This window comes from Vibrio sinus (assembly GCF_023634645.1).
Classification (GTDB): Bacteria; Pseudomonadota; Gammaproteobacteria; order Enterobacterales; family Vibrionaceae; genus Vibrio; species Vibrio sinus.
In genome coordinates, this window is the sequence record NZ_JAMKMR010000001.1 from 423948 (window position 1) to 440246 (window position 16299).

At 44.2% G+C, this 16299-nt stretch carries 16 protein-coding genes; 1 reads left to right on the plus strand and 15 read right to left on the minus strand.

What is annotated here, in order from left to right; genetic code table 11:
• Positions 1 to 56 precede the first annotated feature (56 nt).
• The 4 genes from M9194_RS01825 to M9194_RS01840 form a co-directional block, all read right to left on the minus strand.
• Entirely contained in the window at positions 57 to 710 is a 654-nt protein-coding gene (locus tag M9194_RS01825) for a TetR/AcrR family transcriptional regulator (RefSeq protein ID WP_250610619.1), read from the minus strand.
• 163 nt (positions 711 to 873) lie between these two features.
• The gene (locus M9194_RS01830) at positions 874 to 1767 is read right to left on the minus strand and encodes an ROK family protein (RefSeq protein ID WP_250610621.1); all 894 of its coding nucleotides are present in this window, start codon (positions 1765 to 1767) and stop codon (positions 874 to 876) included.
• Between the two features lie 40 nt (positions 1768 to 1807).
• Positions 1808 to 3007 (minus strand): mannose-6-phosphate isomerase, class I, encoded by a 1200-nt coding sequence (manA, locus tag M9194_RS01835; protein ID WP_250610623.1) that lies wholly within the window; start codon positions 3005 to 3007, stop codon positions 1808 to 1810.
• Between the two features lie 164 nt (positions 3008 to 3171).
• A complete protein-coding gene (locus M9194_RS01840; protein ID WP_250610625.1) occupies positions 3172 to 5076 on the minus strand; it encodes a PTS fructose transporter subunit IIABC in 1905 nt (634 codons plus the stop codon).
• 373 nt (positions 5077 to 5449) lie between these two features.
• Here M9194_RS01840 and M9194_RS01845 point away from each other — a divergent pair, with 373 nt between their 5' ends.
• Positions 5450 to 6304 (plus strand): helix-turn-helix transcriptional regulator, encoded by an 855-nt coding sequence (locus M9194_RS01845; protein WP_250610626.1) that lies wholly within the window; start codon positions 5450 to 5452, stop codon positions 6302 to 6304.
• Here M9194_RS01845 and M9194_RS01850 read toward each other — a convergent pair.
• From M9194_RS01850 to pstS, 11 genes are all read right to left on the minus strand, one after another.
• Positions 6289 to 7068, minus strand: coding sequence for a PTS sugar transporter subunit IIA (locus M9194_RS01850; RefSeq protein ID WP_250610627.1), 780 nt, complete (start codon positions 7066 to 7068; stop codon positions 6289 to 6291). The two genes, M9194_RS01845 and M9194_RS01850, sit on opposite strands and share 16 nt — an antisense overlap.
• Positions 7065 to 7367, minus strand: coding sequence for a PTS fructose transporter subunit IIB (locus tag M9194_RS01855; protein WP_250610628.1), 303 nt, complete (start codon positions 7365 to 7367; stop codon positions 7065 to 7067). The genes M9194_RS01850 and M9194_RS01855 overlap by 4 nt, the downstream gene beginning before the upstream one ends.
• 150 nt (positions 7368 to 7517) lie before the next feature.
• Positions 7518 to 8282 (minus strand): PilZ domain-containing protein, encoded by a 765-nt coding sequence (locus tag M9194_RS01860; protein WP_250610629.1) that lies wholly within the window; start codon positions 8280 to 8282, stop codon positions 7518 to 7520.
• A 204-nt stretch (positions 8283 to 8486) separates the two neighbouring features.
• A complete protein-coding gene (pstB, locus tag M9194_RS01865) occupies positions 8487 to 9236 on the minus strand; it encodes a phosphate ABC transporter ATP-binding protein PstB (RefSeq protein ID WP_250610630.1) in 750 nt (249 codons plus the stop codon).
• A gap of 22 nt (positions 9237 to 9258) precedes the next feature.
• A complete protein-coding gene (gene pstA, locus M9194_RS01870) occupies positions 9259 to 10122 on the minus strand; it encodes a phosphate ABC transporter permease PstA (RefSeq protein WP_250610631.1) in 864 nt (287 codons plus the stop codon).
• Between the two features lie 5 nt (positions 10123 to 10127).
• The gene (gene pstC, locus M9194_RS01875; RefSeq protein ID WP_250610633.1) at positions 10128 to 11060 is read right to left on the minus strand and encodes a phosphate ABC transporter permease subunit PstC; all 933 of its coding nucleotides are present in this window, start codon (positions 11058 to 11060) and stop codon (positions 10128 to 10130) included.
• Positions 11061 to 11164: 104 nt separating this feature from the next.
• Positions 11165 to 11986 (minus strand): phosphate ABC transporter substrate-binding protein, encoded by an 822-nt coding sequence (locus M9194_RS01880; RefSeq protein ID WP_250610635.1) that lies wholly within the window; start codon positions 11984 to 11986, stop codon positions 11165 to 11167.
• 328 nt (positions 11987 to 12314) lie between these two features.
• Positions 12315 to 13103 carry a phosphate ABC transporter ATP-binding protein PstB gene (gene pstB / locus M9194_RS01885; protein ID WP_431769388.1) on the minus strand — a complete coding sequence of 263 codons (789 nt, stop codon included), beginning with the start codon at positions 13101 to 13103 and terminating at the stop codon, positions 12315 to 12317.
• A gap of 50 nt (positions 13104 to 13153) precedes the next feature.
• Positions 13154 to 13990: a phosphate ABC transporter permease PstA gene (gene pstA, locus M9194_RS01890; RefSeq protein ID WP_250610785.1), complete on the minus strand. Its 837-nt coding sequence runs from the start codon at positions 13988 to 13990 to the stop codon at positions 13154 to 13156.
• On the minus strand, positions 13990 to 14916 hold the full coding sequence (gene pstC / locus M9194_RS01895; protein ID WP_250610636.1) for a phosphate ABC transporter permease subunit PstC: 927 nt from the start codon (positions 14914 to 14916) through the stop codon (positions 13990 to 13992). Before pstC (M9194_RS01895) ends, pstA (M9194_RS01890) begins: the two co-directional genes overlap by 1 nt.
• 69 nt (positions 14917 to 14985) lie before the next feature.
• Complete coding sequence (pstS, locus tag M9194_RS01900; protein ID WP_250610637.1) at positions 14986 to 16074, minus strand: phosphate ABC transporter substrate-binding protein PstS; 1089 nt, start codon at positions 16072 to 16074, stop codon at positions 14986 to 14988.
• Positions 16075 to 16299 lie beyond the last annotated feature (225 nt).

Below are 16299 nucleotides of genomic sequence, written 5' to 3' on the forward strand. Positions count from 1 at the left end.
AACGAGAGCCCCTTCCCAACTAGGGGTTCTATAAATTTGCTAGTTTGCCTTAAAACTCAACTCTCACCCGTATCCAGCACCGCATCACTTTTAATAAAACCATGGGTCATTAGCTTGATATTGTGGGTCATTAAGTTTTTAAAGAATTCTTCTGAGTCTTCAATACCTTTGCATAGGTCAAAGACACCAGCGGGAAGGAGAAATGGAAACATGACCAAGCTTATCCAGGACAAGCGGCACATTCTAGGATCCATATCCTCACGAATGACTTCATTTTCGATAAGTTTGCTAAATACCACTTCGTATAGGGGTTTGGAGAACTCATCCATCAGGCGCTCTACTAGCTTCCTTTTAGCATCAGATGGCGGCATGTTCATGGCCTGAGTCAATAGTTTGGGGATCATGGGTGCTTTTAAGAATTCATCAGCAATTTTGCTGATCAACTCAATCAGTGAATCACCCGTGGGGTTTTGTACCAAACCTTGCAATTTCTGATAGATAGGGCCCGTCGTTTTTAGAAACATCGCTTCAAACAAGCCTTCCTTACTGCCAAAGTAATAGCTGATCATAGAGCTATTCACTTCTGCTTTATTGGCAATCATGCGAATAGATACTTTCTCATATGGCATACTTGCAAATAAATCTCGTGCACAAACAAGCAGTTTTTCACTGACATTGTCATCCACGTTGGGCCTACCTACTTTTCTCATCGTCAATTCTGTGTAAATTAAATGCTAATTCCTACATTATATACACAAGTTGCTTTGAGATGCTCAGGTATATACCTGAGTAAGCGCGATAAATACGAATAATTACGTTTCCAAAAACATGGGCGCTCCCTGCCCATTTGTTACTTATGCCATAAAATTAGCACTAACTGCACAACCAAGCCGCACCGCGAATACCGCTGCTGTCCCCATATTTTGCTTTGCGGACATTAAGGCGTACTGAATCTGAAAAAACATATTTTTCCATAGCTTGCGGCAAATCTTGATAGAGCTCATCCACATTTGAAAGCCCACCGCCAAGCACAATCACATCAGGATCAAGAATATTTACGATAGACGCAAGACAACGTGCCATCTGATCCACTAACAATGAATAGGCTTGCTTGGCTTTCGCGTTCCCTTCACGGTATTGCTGCATAATCTCAACAGTGGGAACTGGTTGTGAATAAACCTGTTCACCCGTAACACCAAAACCAGTGCCAGAGATAAACGTCTCTATACAGTTTTTGCGGCCACAATAACAGTCTCGCTCAGGGCCATCGATATCAGGCTGATAACTTGGCAATGGATTATGTCCCCATTCGCCGCACAGCGCATTTGGGCCAACAATCACTTGTTTATCAAATACGAAACCACCGCCACACCCGGTTCCAATAATCACACCAAATACCAGCTGACCCTCTTTACCTGCGCCATCAACAGCTTCAGATAGTGCAAAACAGTTTGCGTCATTAGCAATTTGGACTTGCCTATCAAGTTTTACTTCCAAATCATGTTTTAGGTCATTGCCGTTAAGAAATGTACTATTGGCATTCTTAACCAACCCAGTAGCCGGGCTAATAGCACCAGGCAAACCCATACCAATTTTATCGATACGGCCAAACTCCTCTTCACACTCGGCTACGAGGGAAGCAATTTGCTCGATAAAACCTCGGTAGTTTCTCTGTGTCGGTTGTCGCTTCTTTTTTAACTCATGACCTTCATCATCGAGGACACACACTTCTATCTTGGTGCCACCAATATCAAACCCTATCAACATTCAACCCCCCTATAATCATATATATTTTAATTCTTTTGCCTCAGTTATACGCCCTAGCCACTCGGCCTTTGCAGCTCATTTTGTAGTTTTTGGCATACGCTGGAATGAAAACAGATTGTCCGACTTCAATGGTGACCGATTCTCCCGACGAATGGCTCAATTGCAGCACATCATCAATCGGTAAAAGTATTTCAGCACTTTGCACCTCAATTAACCGTTGGCTCGATTGCGAGTACACCGAAAACTTAAAGTCACTGACAGGTATTGAGTAATGTTGTGCCCCCTCCTCGACAGTGGGCGGAAGTACCAGTGATTCTTGCGACTTTTCTTGAAATCGAGTGCAATGAACTAATTCGTCCACGTCCATATGCTTAGGTGTCAAGCCTGCTCGAAGAACATTGTCGGAATTGGCCATGATTTCCAGCCCAGCTCCTTTGATATAAGCGTGAGGTGTTAAGGCATCTAAGTACATGGCCTCACCGGGCTTAAGCGTAATCACATTAAGCATGAGTGGCGCAAATAAGCCGATGTCTCCCGGATATTGCGTTGCCAACTCGACTATCAAGCTATTTGTTGTCGATGTACTATGATTTTTGGCGTAAGTGATAAGTTCGCAAACCGCCTTATCTTTAACCTCGCCTTGCAAAGAAAGTAGCTTTGTAAAGAAACGTTCTAAGCCAGCTGAGCTGACATTTGCCGAAAACTCTTCAACCAGATCCTTTATCGCATTGATATTGGCCTGCTTGAATAATGAAACGATACTGTCGAAACTACGAAATCCGTTCATGGCTTGATAAGGGGTCAGAGCGTAGACAAGCTCTGGTTTATGGTTAGGATCTTTATAGTTCCGATAGCTGGCTTTTAAGGGTATCTGCTGCTCTTCTTCTCTTGCATAGCCTTGCTCGGCCAACGTTTTGCTAGGATGAACTTGAATAGACAATGCACTGTCTGCTGCCAAGATTTTGAATAAATACGGTAATTGACCAAACTTGGCTTTGGTAGCGTCAGACAAGAATGCTGCTTTGTTTTGTTCGATAAGCTCAGCCAGTGAGATTTTTGTTCCATCAACAATAACTTGTGAACAACCATTTGGGTGTGCTCCCATCCAAACCTCTGCTTGGGGTTGTTGGTCTGGGTTCTCGATACCAAATAGTTCCTGAATGGATGTTGTGCTTCCCCACGCATAATGTTGAATGACATTGTGCATGAGATAAAAGCATGAACCTTGGACGTCCGACATTTTGAAATCACCTTAATAAAAAAGCTCCCGAACATGCCTGACCGGGAGTACAACAATTGGTTACGCCTGCGGGAGAGACTCAACCAGGAGCATATGCTAGAACACTAGCGCGTTGTAGAAAATTAGCCCTCTCCCAAAAGAGAGGGCCGAAAAAATTGACTTCTTTAAGCCACAGCGAGTGCCGCCGAGCGCTGTTTACGCACTTTTTTCAATGTGACACAAACAAGCGCTGTTACAATGGCACCGACCAGCATACTTAATAATGCCAGCTCAGGCTTGTTCATTGCACCAAGCAAAGCAACTACGGGTCCACCGTGTGCCACGCTGTCGGTAATGCCAAAAGAGAATGCCATAACTGCTGCCACCATTGAACCTATCATATTCGCTGGAATGACAGAAATAGGATCTTGAGCGGCAAAGGGAATCGCACCTTCAGATATTCCCACCAGTCCCATTGCGCCAGCAGCTTTACCCGCTTCAATTTCTGCCTCTTCGAAGATATCGAGTTTGCGGCCAATAACGGTTGCAATCGCCATCCCTAAAGGCGCAACTGGTATCGCGCAAGCCATAGCGCCCATGAATTGAGTTTGCCCACTGGCAATCATACCCACCGAGAACAAGAAGGCCACTTTGTTAAATGGGCCACCCATATCAAAGCCAGCCATACCACCAAGTACAATGCCCAACAACACAACGTTACCTGTGCTCATCGCTGTGAGAAGCTCTGTCAGTGAATGCATTAAACTTGCGATTGGTGCACCGATAACAAAGATAAATAGGCCTGATATAAACAAGGTACCTGTGATGGGCGCTATCATAATTGGCACGAGAGGCTGAATAAATTTGTGGTAATTTCTGCTTGCTACCCACTTTACAAAATACCCCACCAGCAAACCGGCAATGATCGCGCCAATAAACCCGGTGCCAGCATGTGCGCCGTAAAACGAACCGTTATTAGCAATCCAGCCACCGATCAGACCTGGGGCCAAGGCTGGCCTGTCTGCAATCGCATAGGCGATGTAGCCTGCAAGAATAGGGATCATCAGTTGGAAAGCAACCACACCGACATCCAACACCTTATTCCACATGCTGCCGTGAGGAATTTGCATACCAGATGGCGTGGGTTGGCCACCGATAGCAAGAGATAGCGCAATCAGAAGACCACCAGTCACTACGAATGGAATCATATGTGACACCCCATTCATCAGATAACGGTATAATTCCGAACGAGTGCCTGTCCCCTTATCTGTGGCGCTAGAAGCAAGGCTTCGCTCGTTAGTCTGATAGGGGCTGGCGTCTAACGCTTGTTGAATAACACCAGTGGCATCTTTAATTGGTGCTTTAACGCCTGTTTCAATCAGCTTTTTACCAGCAAATCGTGCCATATCCACTTGCTTATCGCAAGCCACAATAATGGCGTCGGCATTGGCAATTTCTTCCGTGGTAGGACTGTTTTTAACACCAATAGAGCCATTCGTTTCTACTTTGATTTTGTACCCTAGCTCCGCAGCGCCTTTCTCGAGTGATTCTGCCGCCAAATAAGTATGGGCCACACCCGCCGGACAGCCTGTCACGCCAATCAGAAAACCGTTTTCTTCTGATGGTTCAGCGTGCTCAGTTTGATCTTTGGCAAGCAACAACTCAAGCGCTTCCCCCTCATCAGTGGCATTGAGAAAACGCTGTATAAAGCCCTCTTCGATCAGCTTAGAGGACAACTCAGCGAGCACTTCCACATGATGGTTGGCACCACCGTCGGGAGAAGCAATCATAAAAAACAGCTTCGATGGCAAACCATCTTCTGCACCATATTCAATACCAGACTGGCTAACGCCAATGACGACTGCAGGTTCAACCACTGCCGCACTTTTGGCGTGCGGTAGTGCAACGCCATCTTCAAACCCTGTATTACCCAGCTCTTCGCGGGCAAGCACGTCCGCCAAAAAATGTTCTTTGTTATTGATGCGACCTTGCTGATAAAGAATCTCAATCAATTCTTTAAACACATCATCCTTGCTCGTTGCTTTGAGATTCAAATTAATCAAATTCTCATTAATTAATTGAGTGATCATTTGTCCCACCTATATTTGGAATAGTTGTAAACGTTATTCTTGCCCCAGTCACTCAGGCATATAAATTTCTTTATTTCTATTAAATTTTCGAATTTATTTTGTAGCAATATAGCGAGAAGCAATAGTGCAGTAATAATGCATTTACTGGATTATTGTAACATTGTTATATAAACGTGATCTTAGTCTTACTTCTGTCAATAACTAAAATCCTTTAACGAATAATATTTAATCATTAAATTTCAAATAGTTAGTTTTAAATTCTGTAAAACTTTGTTACTTTCTCATATTCCAATACTCATAAACAAAATTTAGAATTGGACATAAGTACCAGTTAAAGACTCACTAATTAGCAGTAAATTCAGGGGGTAAGTCAATGGACAGTTTTAAAGACATCATTGAAACATCACTCAGGGATAGAAGTAATTTTAATCGCATTTGGTTTGGTGGTGATCATTCCACACCTCCACCATTTAGCTATCAAGTGAATTTTCCACGTCTTGAATTAGTACTCAGGGGAACCTACATCAATGAAATTGAAGATCAAGACCACGGCATTAGTACAGTGAATATTCTTCAAGGTGATGCGCTATACGTTCCACCAAACTGTTGGAATAAACCGCATTGGCAAGAATCTTGTCTAGTGCTAAGCCTTCTGTTTGGCCGACGACAATTAGGTTTTAGCTTAGTAGGGAAAAAAAAGGGGCAAGAGGGGTTTACAGACGTACGTAAACACAGCGTACCAACAAGGACAGGCCATGCTATCGATCATATTTTAGAAGCCATAAACGCATTAGCCCGTGAAACCAATAAACAGCCAATGGATGAGCATCTACTTCTAGCACTACTGCATTACTGTAGCAGTATCCTAGATCAGCCAAGTAATGCGACTCACAATCGTGGAGAGGATTTATATCAAGGCATATGCATTTATATACAAGAAAATTTTCATCGCTCCATTACCCGAAGTAATATTGCCAATCGCTTCAATATATCCCCTAACCATTTGTCACGCATGTTTCGCAAACAAGGACATATGACGCTGGCTGATTATATTTCTTGGGTAAGGATTGATAGAGCGAAATTTATGCTCAAACGTTACGATTTTAGGCTGGCTGAAGTGGCCACTCGTTGCGGCTTTCAAGACGTGAATTACTTTTTTAGAGTATTTAAAGCGAAAACGGGCGTTACCCCTAGTGAATACCGTGCCAATTCTCACATTGGCGTATAACTCGCCATCACATGATATAAGATTACTTTGATGAGGAATTCATCATTGTTATTCAGTAAATGACGTTGATTTTCTTCGATTAGTAGCCAACGAGTTAATCGTGTACAAGCGAGCAAAATATCTCTTTCCTTGGTCACTGGCACCAACAAAGTGATAATAATTTCTGGGTTGGGTCGTTCATCTGCCCATGGCACAACGCAATTGGTGTGGTGAACGACGAGAGTGAGCTTATCCACCTTATCGTGGATAATATGCGGTAAGGCTATCCGATCGCTGATTAAGGTAGAAGAAATCGCTTCTCGCGCTTGTAATGCTGCTAATAACTCATCGGCGAACTGGGGGTTAGTCTGCAATGCCGCGCAGGTGAGCACTTCTATTTTGCTCGCCGCACCTTCATCAACAAATGACCAACGAGTGGGCACCGCTAACTTTTCAAAAGGAAGCTGGCGAAAATCTTCCTTTGCCATACGCTTTTGGCTATGTGTCGTAGCAATCAAATGATGATGTTCGGAAAAGTACTCACTAAACACCATACATGCGAGCTCTGCGTCGAGCCCTTCAATCACCAATTGGCACAAATCTCCAGCACAGTTTTTGACGCTCATTGCCTTTAAACTCTGCTCAACGTTAGCTTCTTTACCTCTAGATAAGTTGGTCAGAACGATGACGGAGCGAAACAAACCCGCAATAGTTTTTAACTCATTCAGCTGCCAACCAGGGATCCCCTGATTGGCAACGTAAAACGTCACTCGACTGGCAATCATACCGTTAGGCAGCGCTCTAACACGGATCCCACACTGGTCAATACCTCTTCAATAGAAGCATGCAGAACCTTGCGGTTGGTAAACCTATCGGCCTGTTCCACTTCAACATCGGAAGCAATGAGTACAACATCGCTTTGAGCAATGTCGTTGGAGGTAAGAGGATTTTCGATACCCATCGCGCCCTGAGTTTCGACTTTTAGGCTAATGTGGCGCTTTTGCGCTTCTTTACGTAAACAATCTGCGGCCATATAGGTATGGGCAATACCAGTAGGGCACGCAGTAACAGCAATAATTTTCATAGTAGGATCAGGCAAATTATAATTTTGTAATTAGTAACATATATTAGACCCTAATATTGTCTACGCACGCCCTATTTCGTCAATCTTATTTGCTGCGGGTTTAGTGATATAAACGGATTTTCAGATTTTTGTTAACGATAAACCACAAGATTATAAAAGATATTTATGGATCGATTGATCAAAGCGCAACTTTTCGACCAATTCAATCGAGGTCTCCTGACAGGTCTCTTCAAACTGCACACCATATTTCCAGTATTGGTTAGAGCGTTTTTTATTTTTTATTACCCCTTGCACGACTGGGCTATTGTCAGACAAGATCTGTAACTCAATGTGGTTGCCCACTTTATATTCATTCGCGGTTCTGCTCACGACAATTTGGCATCCATTCGCCGAAATGTCGCGGATTTCACAAAGAAATTTCCTCTCTTCTGGCTCCAAAATGCCCTCCAGCGCAATTTCCAGCCGAGCTTCAGAGCGCAAGTTGTAATCGACTTGAGTTGCGCTTGGTAAAGAGACAATGACAATACTATTGAGTCCAGCTTGCACGACATACTCAATTTTACTTTTGAAATAAATTCTAGCGCCTTCGCCTTTTTGAGAAATCGCACATGCTTTAATCGGAAAACCTCGCTGGAAAAATACCGCAAACTCTTGAGGCGTAACCACTGGGCTTTCAATAAAAAGCAAGTTGTTGGAATGCATGCCGATATATTTAGAGCGACATCTTAGTGTTTTTCCGGTCGGCGTTGAAATGTTATAGGCCATGTCGCTCATTGCATTTACCTGAGCAAACGCATCTTCACCGTTCACCACGTGACTTTCATTAAGCGCTTCTTTATCGTGTGCTGAGGCTTCACCTGAGTGAAAATCTGACGATTGCGGCTTCTCCGCTCCTTGGTCCATTAATTGAGTCATACTAGCCATCCTCGTTACTTATAATTATTCTTTAATATATATTGCATAAATATAACCCGCGCAAGAGTTCAGCACGACATATTGAGCAACTAGTCACTATGACACAAGGTTAAGCTGATAATAATCCAACAAAAAAAGCCCCTTTTTAAAAGGGGCAAAAATACCATCGCTTATAGTTATAATTCCTCCACTTTCGCAACCAAGTTAGCCAAACTCTCCGTTCACATAACCCTGAGTTCGGTCATCTTGTGGCTGCGAAAAAATAATTTGAGTGTCGTCATGCTCAACCAACTCACCCATTAAAAAAAACGCGGTTCGATCTGATATCCTACGAGCTTGCTGCATGGAGTGCGTCACTATCACTATGGTGTAGTTCTTTTTAAGCTCTTCCATCAATTCTTCGATTTTATGCGTGGCTATTGGGTCAAGCGCCGATGTTGGCTCATCCATTAAAATAACGTCGGGTTCCATGGCTATTGTTCGAGCAATACATAAACGCTGCTGCTGACCACCCGATAACCCAAACGCCGGGGTTTTCAGCCGATCTTTCACTTCATCCCAAAGCGCCGCTCCTTTTAAGGAACGCTCAACCACATCATCAATATGCTTTTTATCTTTAATACCTTGAGCGCGCAGTCCATAAGCCACATTTTCATAAATACTCATCGGAAATGGATTGGGTTTTTGAAACACCATGCCCACCTTAATACGAAGATCGGCCACATCAATATTGCCGTAAATATCCTCGCCATCCATTTCAAGCTTACCCGTTATTTTCACGCCTTCAATTAGGTCATTCATACGATTTAAGCAGCGCAATAATGTTGATTTTCCACAACCAGATGGACCAATTAGCGCGGTGACTTGGCGGTTGGGAATAGGCAAGTTAATCGCTTTCAGTGCCTGATTATCACCATAAAATAGATCTAAATTTTCAATATCAAATTTGTTCATTGTCTTGTTCTCTTGTCCACTGCTAGTAGGTTGCAGTATTGAGTTTTCTCGCGATTAACTTGGTCACCATATTAATCAGTAAAACAAGCGCAATCAGGACGGTAGCAGTGCCATATGCCTGATTCCATTCATCAACGGTAAACAATTCCGTGGTGAGTTTGTATAGGTGGACAGTCAGTGTTCGGCCTGAGTCGAGCAGTGACTCGGGAATTCGTGCCACCATGCCTGCCGTTAAAAAGACTGGCGCCGACTCTCCGATGACACGTCCAATACTTAAAATCACCGAAGTTAAAATACCTGGCATCGCGCTTGGCAATATCAACCGCCAGACGGTATAACGCTTAGAAGCACCTAAGCCATAAGATCCTTCGCGATAGGTTTGCGGGACCGCCATTAACGCTTCTTCGGTGGTACGAATTATCACAGGCAGTATCAGAATGCTTAAGGTCAGCGCACCAGATAAGATTGAGAACCCGAGCCCCAAAATGGCGACAAAAAATGTCATACCAAATAAACCAAATATAATCGATGGGATACCTGCTAGTGATTCGGTGCAAAAACGGATCACTTTGACCAAACGGCTGCCCACCTTGGCATACTCAGTCAAATAGATCGCCGTCATGATTCCAAGTGGCGCTGCAACCGCGATTGACGCAAGCACCATATAAATCGTTGCGACAATCATTGGAAAAATCCCTTGTTCATCACCAGTACGGGTATAAATATCTGTGATGAAATTCCAATCTACGTGCTGCAAGCCATTGGACAATATGTACCAAATAATCCAAAACAGTAAACCGACGGTGGCACCAGCTGCGAGCCAAACAAAACCATTTAATAGTTTGTCTTGAAACTCTCTGGTACGTTTGAGCTTGGCTTTATCCATGGTCATTACCTCGCCTTCTCACGATTTAGATAAAGTAACGTAGCGTTGAGTATCATAATAAACGCCAGCAAAACTACACCCGTTGCATACAGAGCGTTGGCGTGAACACCACTGGCGTACGACATTTCAATCGCAATATTTGCCGTTAACGTTCTTGCCGAATCTAAGATACCTTGTGGCATGGCGGGCGCATTGCCCATCACCATAATAATGGCCATGGTTTCACCAAGCGCTCGCCCGATACCTAAAATGATACCGGTCATAATTCCAGAGCGGGCCGCAGGCACCAACAGCTTAAAGATGGTGTATATTTTGGAAGCACCTAACGCGAGCGAGCCTTCTTTGTAAGAGCGAGGCACTGCTCGAATAGACGTTTCCGACACCGTGATTACGGTGGGTAATATCATGATACCTAGAACAATGATCCCAGCTAAGATCGTGTTGCCAGCAGGAACATTGAAGGTCTGTTGTATCAATGGCACGATGATAACAAGACCAAAAAAGCCATAAACAACGGAAGGAATACCAGCCAGCAGTTCAACCGCTGGGCGGATTATATCGGAGACTCGCTTGGGCGCTACTTCGGCGATAAAGATGGCTGTTAGCACACCGATGGGCACGCCAACGACAACCGCTCCTAGCGTGGAAACCACAGATGCCACGATCATGGTGGCCACGCCATATAAAGCAGGTGGCAACCAGTCTTGACCCCAAACAATACCTAAAATACCCGCTTCTTGGAATGCGGGAATACTCTCCATTACGATAAAGTATGCGATCACAGCCAGTGATACGATACCGACGATAGCGTTGGTTAATAGTATTCCGTGAAAAAGGCGCTCTTTCCAATCGACGCGCTTTTTCTCTCGCAAACCCCTTTTCCTAAGTGGTGTCGCTCGAGTATCCATAAACTTGTCACTATTTGTTGCGATGGTCATATAAAGCTCTCACTATTCGATGCATTACAACGACATGTCGAAGTGAACATAAAGCGCTCAGCCCAAATTGGAGCTGAGCAAAATTTAATATAGTTGAAGATGACTTAGTTGACTGAAATGTAGCCTTTTTTTGTGACAATTTCTTGAGCTTGCGGAGAAAGCATCCATGTTAAAAACTTCTCAGCTTCGGGAGAAGGTTGACCTTGCTTGTACAACACTAAAAATGGTCGCGCGACTTTGTAGCTGCCATTTTTCACATTCGCTACCGTGGCGGGTGTTCCATCCACTGATAGGGCGTGAACCGAGCTATCAACCGTACCGAGTGAGATATAGCCAATGGCATATGGGTTAGACGCAACCATGGTTTTCAGCGCACCATTGCCACTGGCGACTTGAGCGCGTTGTGAAATTGCAGACACTTTTTTGCCAGCAATTTTGCGCTTAAGCTTCATGATGTCTTCGAAAGCGCCGCGCGTACCGGACGCCGTGTCACGAGTCACAGCAACGATGGGTTTGTCTGCTCCACCGACTTGCTTCCAGTTGGTCACCTCACCTTTATAAATGGCAGTGACTTGCTCTGCAGAAAGGTTTTTCAACTCGTTACTAGGATTGACAACGACAGCGATTCCGTCACGTGCAATCACTTCTTCGACCAAGCTGGGCTCTTTTTCAGAAGATTTTAGGTTGCGTGAAGACATACCAAGATCCGCAGAACCATTTTTCGCCGCTTTTACACCAGCAGAAGAACCAGGCCCTTGAACCTCAATATAAACATCGGGGTGTTCTTTGCTGTAAGTTTCCGAGAACACTTCCATTAGGGGTGTCACACTGCTTGACCCTACTGCAGAAATGGTTTCCGTCGCAGAAACTGGGGTTATAGTCATAGCACTGAAGAGTGCAATTGCACCGATCACTGTCTTTTTCATCACATTTTCCTTTAGCGGTTAAAGTACCGTCAGTTTTACTTGAACGGTGCCACTGTAAGTGAGCTATGTGACATTTATGTTTCATTTGATTGAAGGATGGATGACAAAGATAATAATCATGAACAGATTAACGAGATACGCATTCAATATTTAAATGTTAGTCACATTGCTGCGTACCCTGCATCTTGAAGTCACTTGGCTATAGAGAAAACATAAAAAATGGCCGCTTACCCAAACTGAGACAGCGGCCATTTTAAGAAGAACGCCTCCTTGCTATGACGACAGATTTTTACAAGGAGACGTGAGCTTAACTATTAGCGAAAAGCGATTAACCGAAATCACCCGAAATATATTGTCGTGTCTTATCTCTAGTCGGGTTCTCGAATAGTTGTTCGGTTACGCCGAACTCTTCTAATTGACCAAGATACATAAAGCCAGTGTAATCCGAGATACGTACCGCCTGTTGCATGTTGTGCGTCACGATAACAATGGTGAACTTATCTCTTAACTCGGTGATCAAGGTTTCAATAGCGGCTGTCGCAATGGGGTCCAACGCTGACGTTGGTTCATCCATCAAAATCACCTCTGGCTCTAATGCGATAGTTCGCGCAATACACAAGCGTTGCTGCTGACCACCAGACAGTCCATTGGCATCGGCATTAAGCTTGTCTTTTACCTCTTCCCAAAGGTGAGCACGCTTAAGTGCTGATTCGACTTTTTGTTTGATTTCCGCTTTGGATTTACCTTGTAGTTTTAGACCAAACGCCATGTTGTCATAGATGGACATTGGAAACGGCGTTGGTTTTTGGAACACCATACCGACTTTAGAGCGCAGATCGTTGACGTCCGTTTTCGAGAAAATCGTTTTACCATCTAACAGGATTTCACCCTCAGCGTATTGGCTACTGTATAGATCGTAAATTCTGTTCATCGTGCGAAGTAATGTCGATTTTCCACACCCCGATGGTCCAATTAGCGAGGTGACGCGGTTTTTATAAATCGGCATTGAAACATTTTTTAGTGCTGGCTTAGTTCCTTTTTTGTAGTAAAAGCTGAGGTTTTGGATCTCCATGCGATGTTTAGGATGAGCTACCTCATCATTTGACGCTAGGTTCATAGTCATTGTTGTCATTTCGCTCTCGCTAATTACTTCTGCTGCTGAGATATTCATGCTTTTCTCGCTTTCATCATCTTAGGCAACAGAGTCGCCAGTATATTCATTATCAAAATAAAGACTGTCACTATCAGCGCACCAGCCCATGCTAGTTGCTGCCACGATGTATATGGGCTCATCGCAAACTGATAGATTGTCACTGGCAAGTTAGCCATTGGTTGGCTCATGTCTTTTGACATAAAGTTGCTGTTCATTGATGTGAACAGTAAGGGGGCGGTTTCGCCGGAAATACGGGCAATCGAAAGTAAAATCGCAGTGATGATGCCCGGTGCCGCTGCTCGATAGCTCAATTGTGTGATGACACGCCACTTAGGTGCGCCTACACCGGAACCCGCTTCTTTTAGGGTTGGTGGTACGAGCCTTAGCATTTCCTCCGTAGAAGAGACAATCATTGGCAGCGCCAACACAGCCAGAGAGATGGCCCCTGCCCAACCAGAATACCCTCCCGTTGGTACCACGATAATTGCGTATACAAATAGGCCAACCAATACCGATGGCGCGCTCATCAACATACCATTTAGAAAACGCACGTATTCTGCAAGGCGATTAGACTTATCTTGATCTGCAAGCCATGTTCCTGCCAACACACCTATTGGTGCCGCGATGACAATACCGACAAAGGTGATCATCAGACTGCCGATTAACGCGTTTTTCAATCCACCGGCCTCACCTGGGCCTGGCGTCAACTCGGTAAATACCGCCCAGTTGATTCCCTTCCAACCATCCAGCACTAAGGTATGCAGAATATTCAATACAATAAACACACCTAACAGCGCAGACGCGGAGCAAAAGCACCAAAATAATAGATTTTTCAGTTTTCTCGTGTTCATCATGAATCCCTCAATAAGCGCTTAGCTAAGACCATGACAATAAAGGTGATAACGAAAAGTACTGCACCTAAACCAATCAAAGAAGAAATATAGATAGTGCCTGTCGCTTCACCAAACTGTTGTGCGATTGTCGATGAGATCGTGCTCGCAGGCATAAATAGTGATTCAGTAATGTTTGCCGAGCCACCGACCACAAAAGCGACCGCCATTGTCTCGCCTAATGCACGCCCTAAGCCCAATATGCCTGCGCTAACAATGGCATTTTTGACTTTCGGGATGAGCACCTTAGTGATGACCTCAAAGTGAGTCGCCCCTGTACCGTAGGCAGCTTCTCGCAGAACATTGGGGATGGAGCACAAAGAATCTCTCGCCAATGAAGTCATGATTGGCAAAATCATGATGGATAAAATGATGCCTGCGGTGAGCAAACCGATACCAATTGGCGGACCATCAAATAAGGGACCAATGACAGGCAGCGTCGCTAAATGCTCGGTTGCCCACATTTGGAAGCCATTGGAAAACCAAGGTGCAAACACGAATAGCCCCCACATGCCGTAAATGATGCTCGGCACCGCTGCAAGCAGTTCAATCGCTTTACCTACAGGTTCACTGATCCAGCTAGGCGTTAGCTCGGCTAAGAAAATGGCTGTCCCTAGGGAAACCGGAACGGCAATAATGATGGCGATGAAAGAAGATACCAGAGTGCCGTAAATTTCAGCTGCAACGCCAAAGTGGCCGCCTACTGGGTCCCATTCACTTTTGTAAATAAAGCCTAGACCGAATTTTTCAAATGCTGGCCATCCACCGTGAAACAGTGAAACCACCAATCCAGCCAAGACTAGAAATATAATTAAAGCGCTAGAAAGACTCAATTTGTTGAAAATTGAATCCCCATTGACTTTATTTTTGAATGTCGTTGTCGTCATAATAATTTAGTCACCCCTATTCACTCAGGCTCATTAGCCGAATGAATAGAGGCGTTTAAGCTCAGGTTATTACTTTGTACTCGCTAGCGTTTTAGCGGTTATCACTTGCTTGCCGTCGTGAGTAATGTCGTTTTGCCATGTTTTTCTAACCATGTTGATTAGGTTTTGTGGCATTGGTACATACGATAGTGACTCAGCAGCTTTAGAACCTTCGCTGTATGCCCAGTTGTAGAACTTAATGACGTCTTTAGTTCTTTCTGGGTTTTTCGGATCTTTTTGAACCAAGATGAAGGTCGCTGCAGTCATTGGCCATGACTCAGCACCAGGCTGGTTGTTTAGTAGCAAGTAGTAACCAGGAGCGTGTTTCCAGTCAGCGTTAGATGCAGCAGCTTGGAATGTCTTCATTGAAGGCTCTAGGTACTTACCGTCACGGTTTTTCATTGCCGTATACGTCAGCCCTGTTTCTTTGGCGTAAGCGTACTCAACATAACCGATAGAGTAAGGAGTGCGAGTGACGTCGTTAGCCACACCAGCGTTACCTTTACCACCTAGGTTAATGGCTTCTTTTGGCCAGCTTACCGATTTAGCGAAACCAATCTTCTTGTGCCAAGTTGGGCTCACTTGATCAAGATATTCTGTGAAGTTAAATGTTGTGCCTGAGCCGTCAGAACGGTGAACAACGTATATTGTGTGATTTGGAAGCTTGAACTCACCTTTTTTGATGGCTTCTTTGTTCAGTGCAACAATCGCAGGGTCATTCCACTTCTTAATTTTGCCTAGGTAAATGTCAGCAATAACTGGACCACTTAGTCTTAGCTCACCCGGCTTGATACCTGGTACGTTGATGGCCATTACTGTCGCACCCATTACTGCTGGCCACTGAACTAAATGCTTCTCTTTCAGTTGCGCTGCCGTTAATGGAGCATCAGTTGCACCGAAATCTACTGTCTTCGACTCAATAGCTCTAATACCCGCACCCGAGCCAACACCTTGATAGTTAATTTGAACATTCGTATCTTTGGCGTACTCTTTTGCCCATTTTGTATAAATTGGGTAAGCGAATGTGCTACCAGCACCATTGATCGTAGTTTGAGCACAAGCACCAAAAGATGCTGCAGCCATTAACGATGATACTAGAGCTGATTTGATAAGTTTCACAATATATCTCCGGATATAGTTTCATTGGTTTTTCGGCCAAATGAACGTTTTTCTTCACATGTTCATGCAGACCGAGTTAGTTTTAGTGTTCAAGTAAAACTAAAGAAAATGATGTCTTTTCTATATGGCCAGCTGGCATTTGGTCAGCTGACGAGACGGAGATTAGAAATTCAATATGACAGATTTATGAAAGATGAGCTAAAACCCTCTGGTAGTGAACAACAA

What these genes read in the sequence shown, in the direction of transcription:
- M9194_RS01825 (WP_250610619.1), bottom strand. Translation starts at nt 710, where the DNA reads ATGAGAAAAGTAGGTAGGCCCAACGTGGATGACAATGTCAGTGAAAAA.
- M9194_RS01830 (WP_250610621.1), bottom strand. Translation starts at nt 1,767, where the DNA reads ATGTTGATAGGGTTTGATATTGGTGGCACCAAGATAGAAGTGTGTGTC.
- manA (WP_250610623.1), bottom strand. Translation starts at nt 3,007, where the DNA reads ATGTCGGACGTCCAAGGTTCATGCTTTTATCTCATGCACAATGTCATT.
- M9194_RS01840 (WP_250610625.1), bottom strand. Translation starts at nt 5,076, where the DNA reads ATGATCACTCAATTAATTAATGAGAATTTGATTAATTTGAATCTCAAA.
- M9194_RS01845 (WP_250610626.1), top strand. Translation starts at nt 5,450, where the DNA reads ATGGACAGTTTTAAAGACATCATTGAAACATCACTCAGGGATAGAAGT.
- M9194_RS01850 (WP_250610627.1), bottom strand. Translation starts at nt 7,068, where the DNA reads ATGATTGCCAGTCGAGTGACGTTTTACGTTGCCAATCAGGGGATCCCT.
- M9194_RS01855 (WP_250610628.1), bottom strand. Translation starts at nt 7,367, where the DNA reads ATGAAAATTATTGCTGTTACTGCGTGCCCTACTGGTATTGCCCATACC.
- M9194_RS01860 (WP_250610629.1), bottom strand. Translation starts at nt 8,282, where the DNA reads ATGACTCAATTAATGGACCAAGGAGCGGAGAAGCCGCAATCGTCAGAT.
- pstB (WP_250610630.1), bottom strand. Translation starts at nt 9,236, where the DNA reads ATGAACAAATTTGATATTGAAAATTTAGATCTATTTTATGGTGATAAT.
- pstA (WP_250610631.1), bottom strand. Translation starts at nt 10,122, where the DNA reads ATGGATAAAGCCAAGCTCAAACGTACCAGAGAGTTTCAAGACAAACTA.
- pstC (WP_250610633.1), bottom strand. Translation starts at nt 11,060, where the DNA reads ATGACCATCGCAACAAATAGTGACAAGTTTATGGATACTCGAGCGACA.
- M9194_RS01880 (WP_250610635.1), bottom strand. Translation starts at nt 11,986, where the DNA reads ATGAAAAAGACAGTGATCGGTGCAATTGCACTCTTCAGTGCTATGACT.
- pstB (WP_431769388.1), bottom strand. Translation starts at nt 13,103, where the DNA reads ATGAACCTAGCGTCAAATGATGAGGTAGCTCATCCTAAACATCGCATG.
- pstA (WP_250610785.1), bottom strand. Translation starts at nt 13,990, where the DNA reads ATGAACACGAGAAAACTGAAAAATCTATTATTTTGGTGCTTTTGCTCC.
- pstC (WP_250610636.1), bottom strand. Translation starts at nt 14,916, where the DNA reads ATGACGACAACGACATTCAAAAATAAAGTCAATGGGGATTCAATTTTC.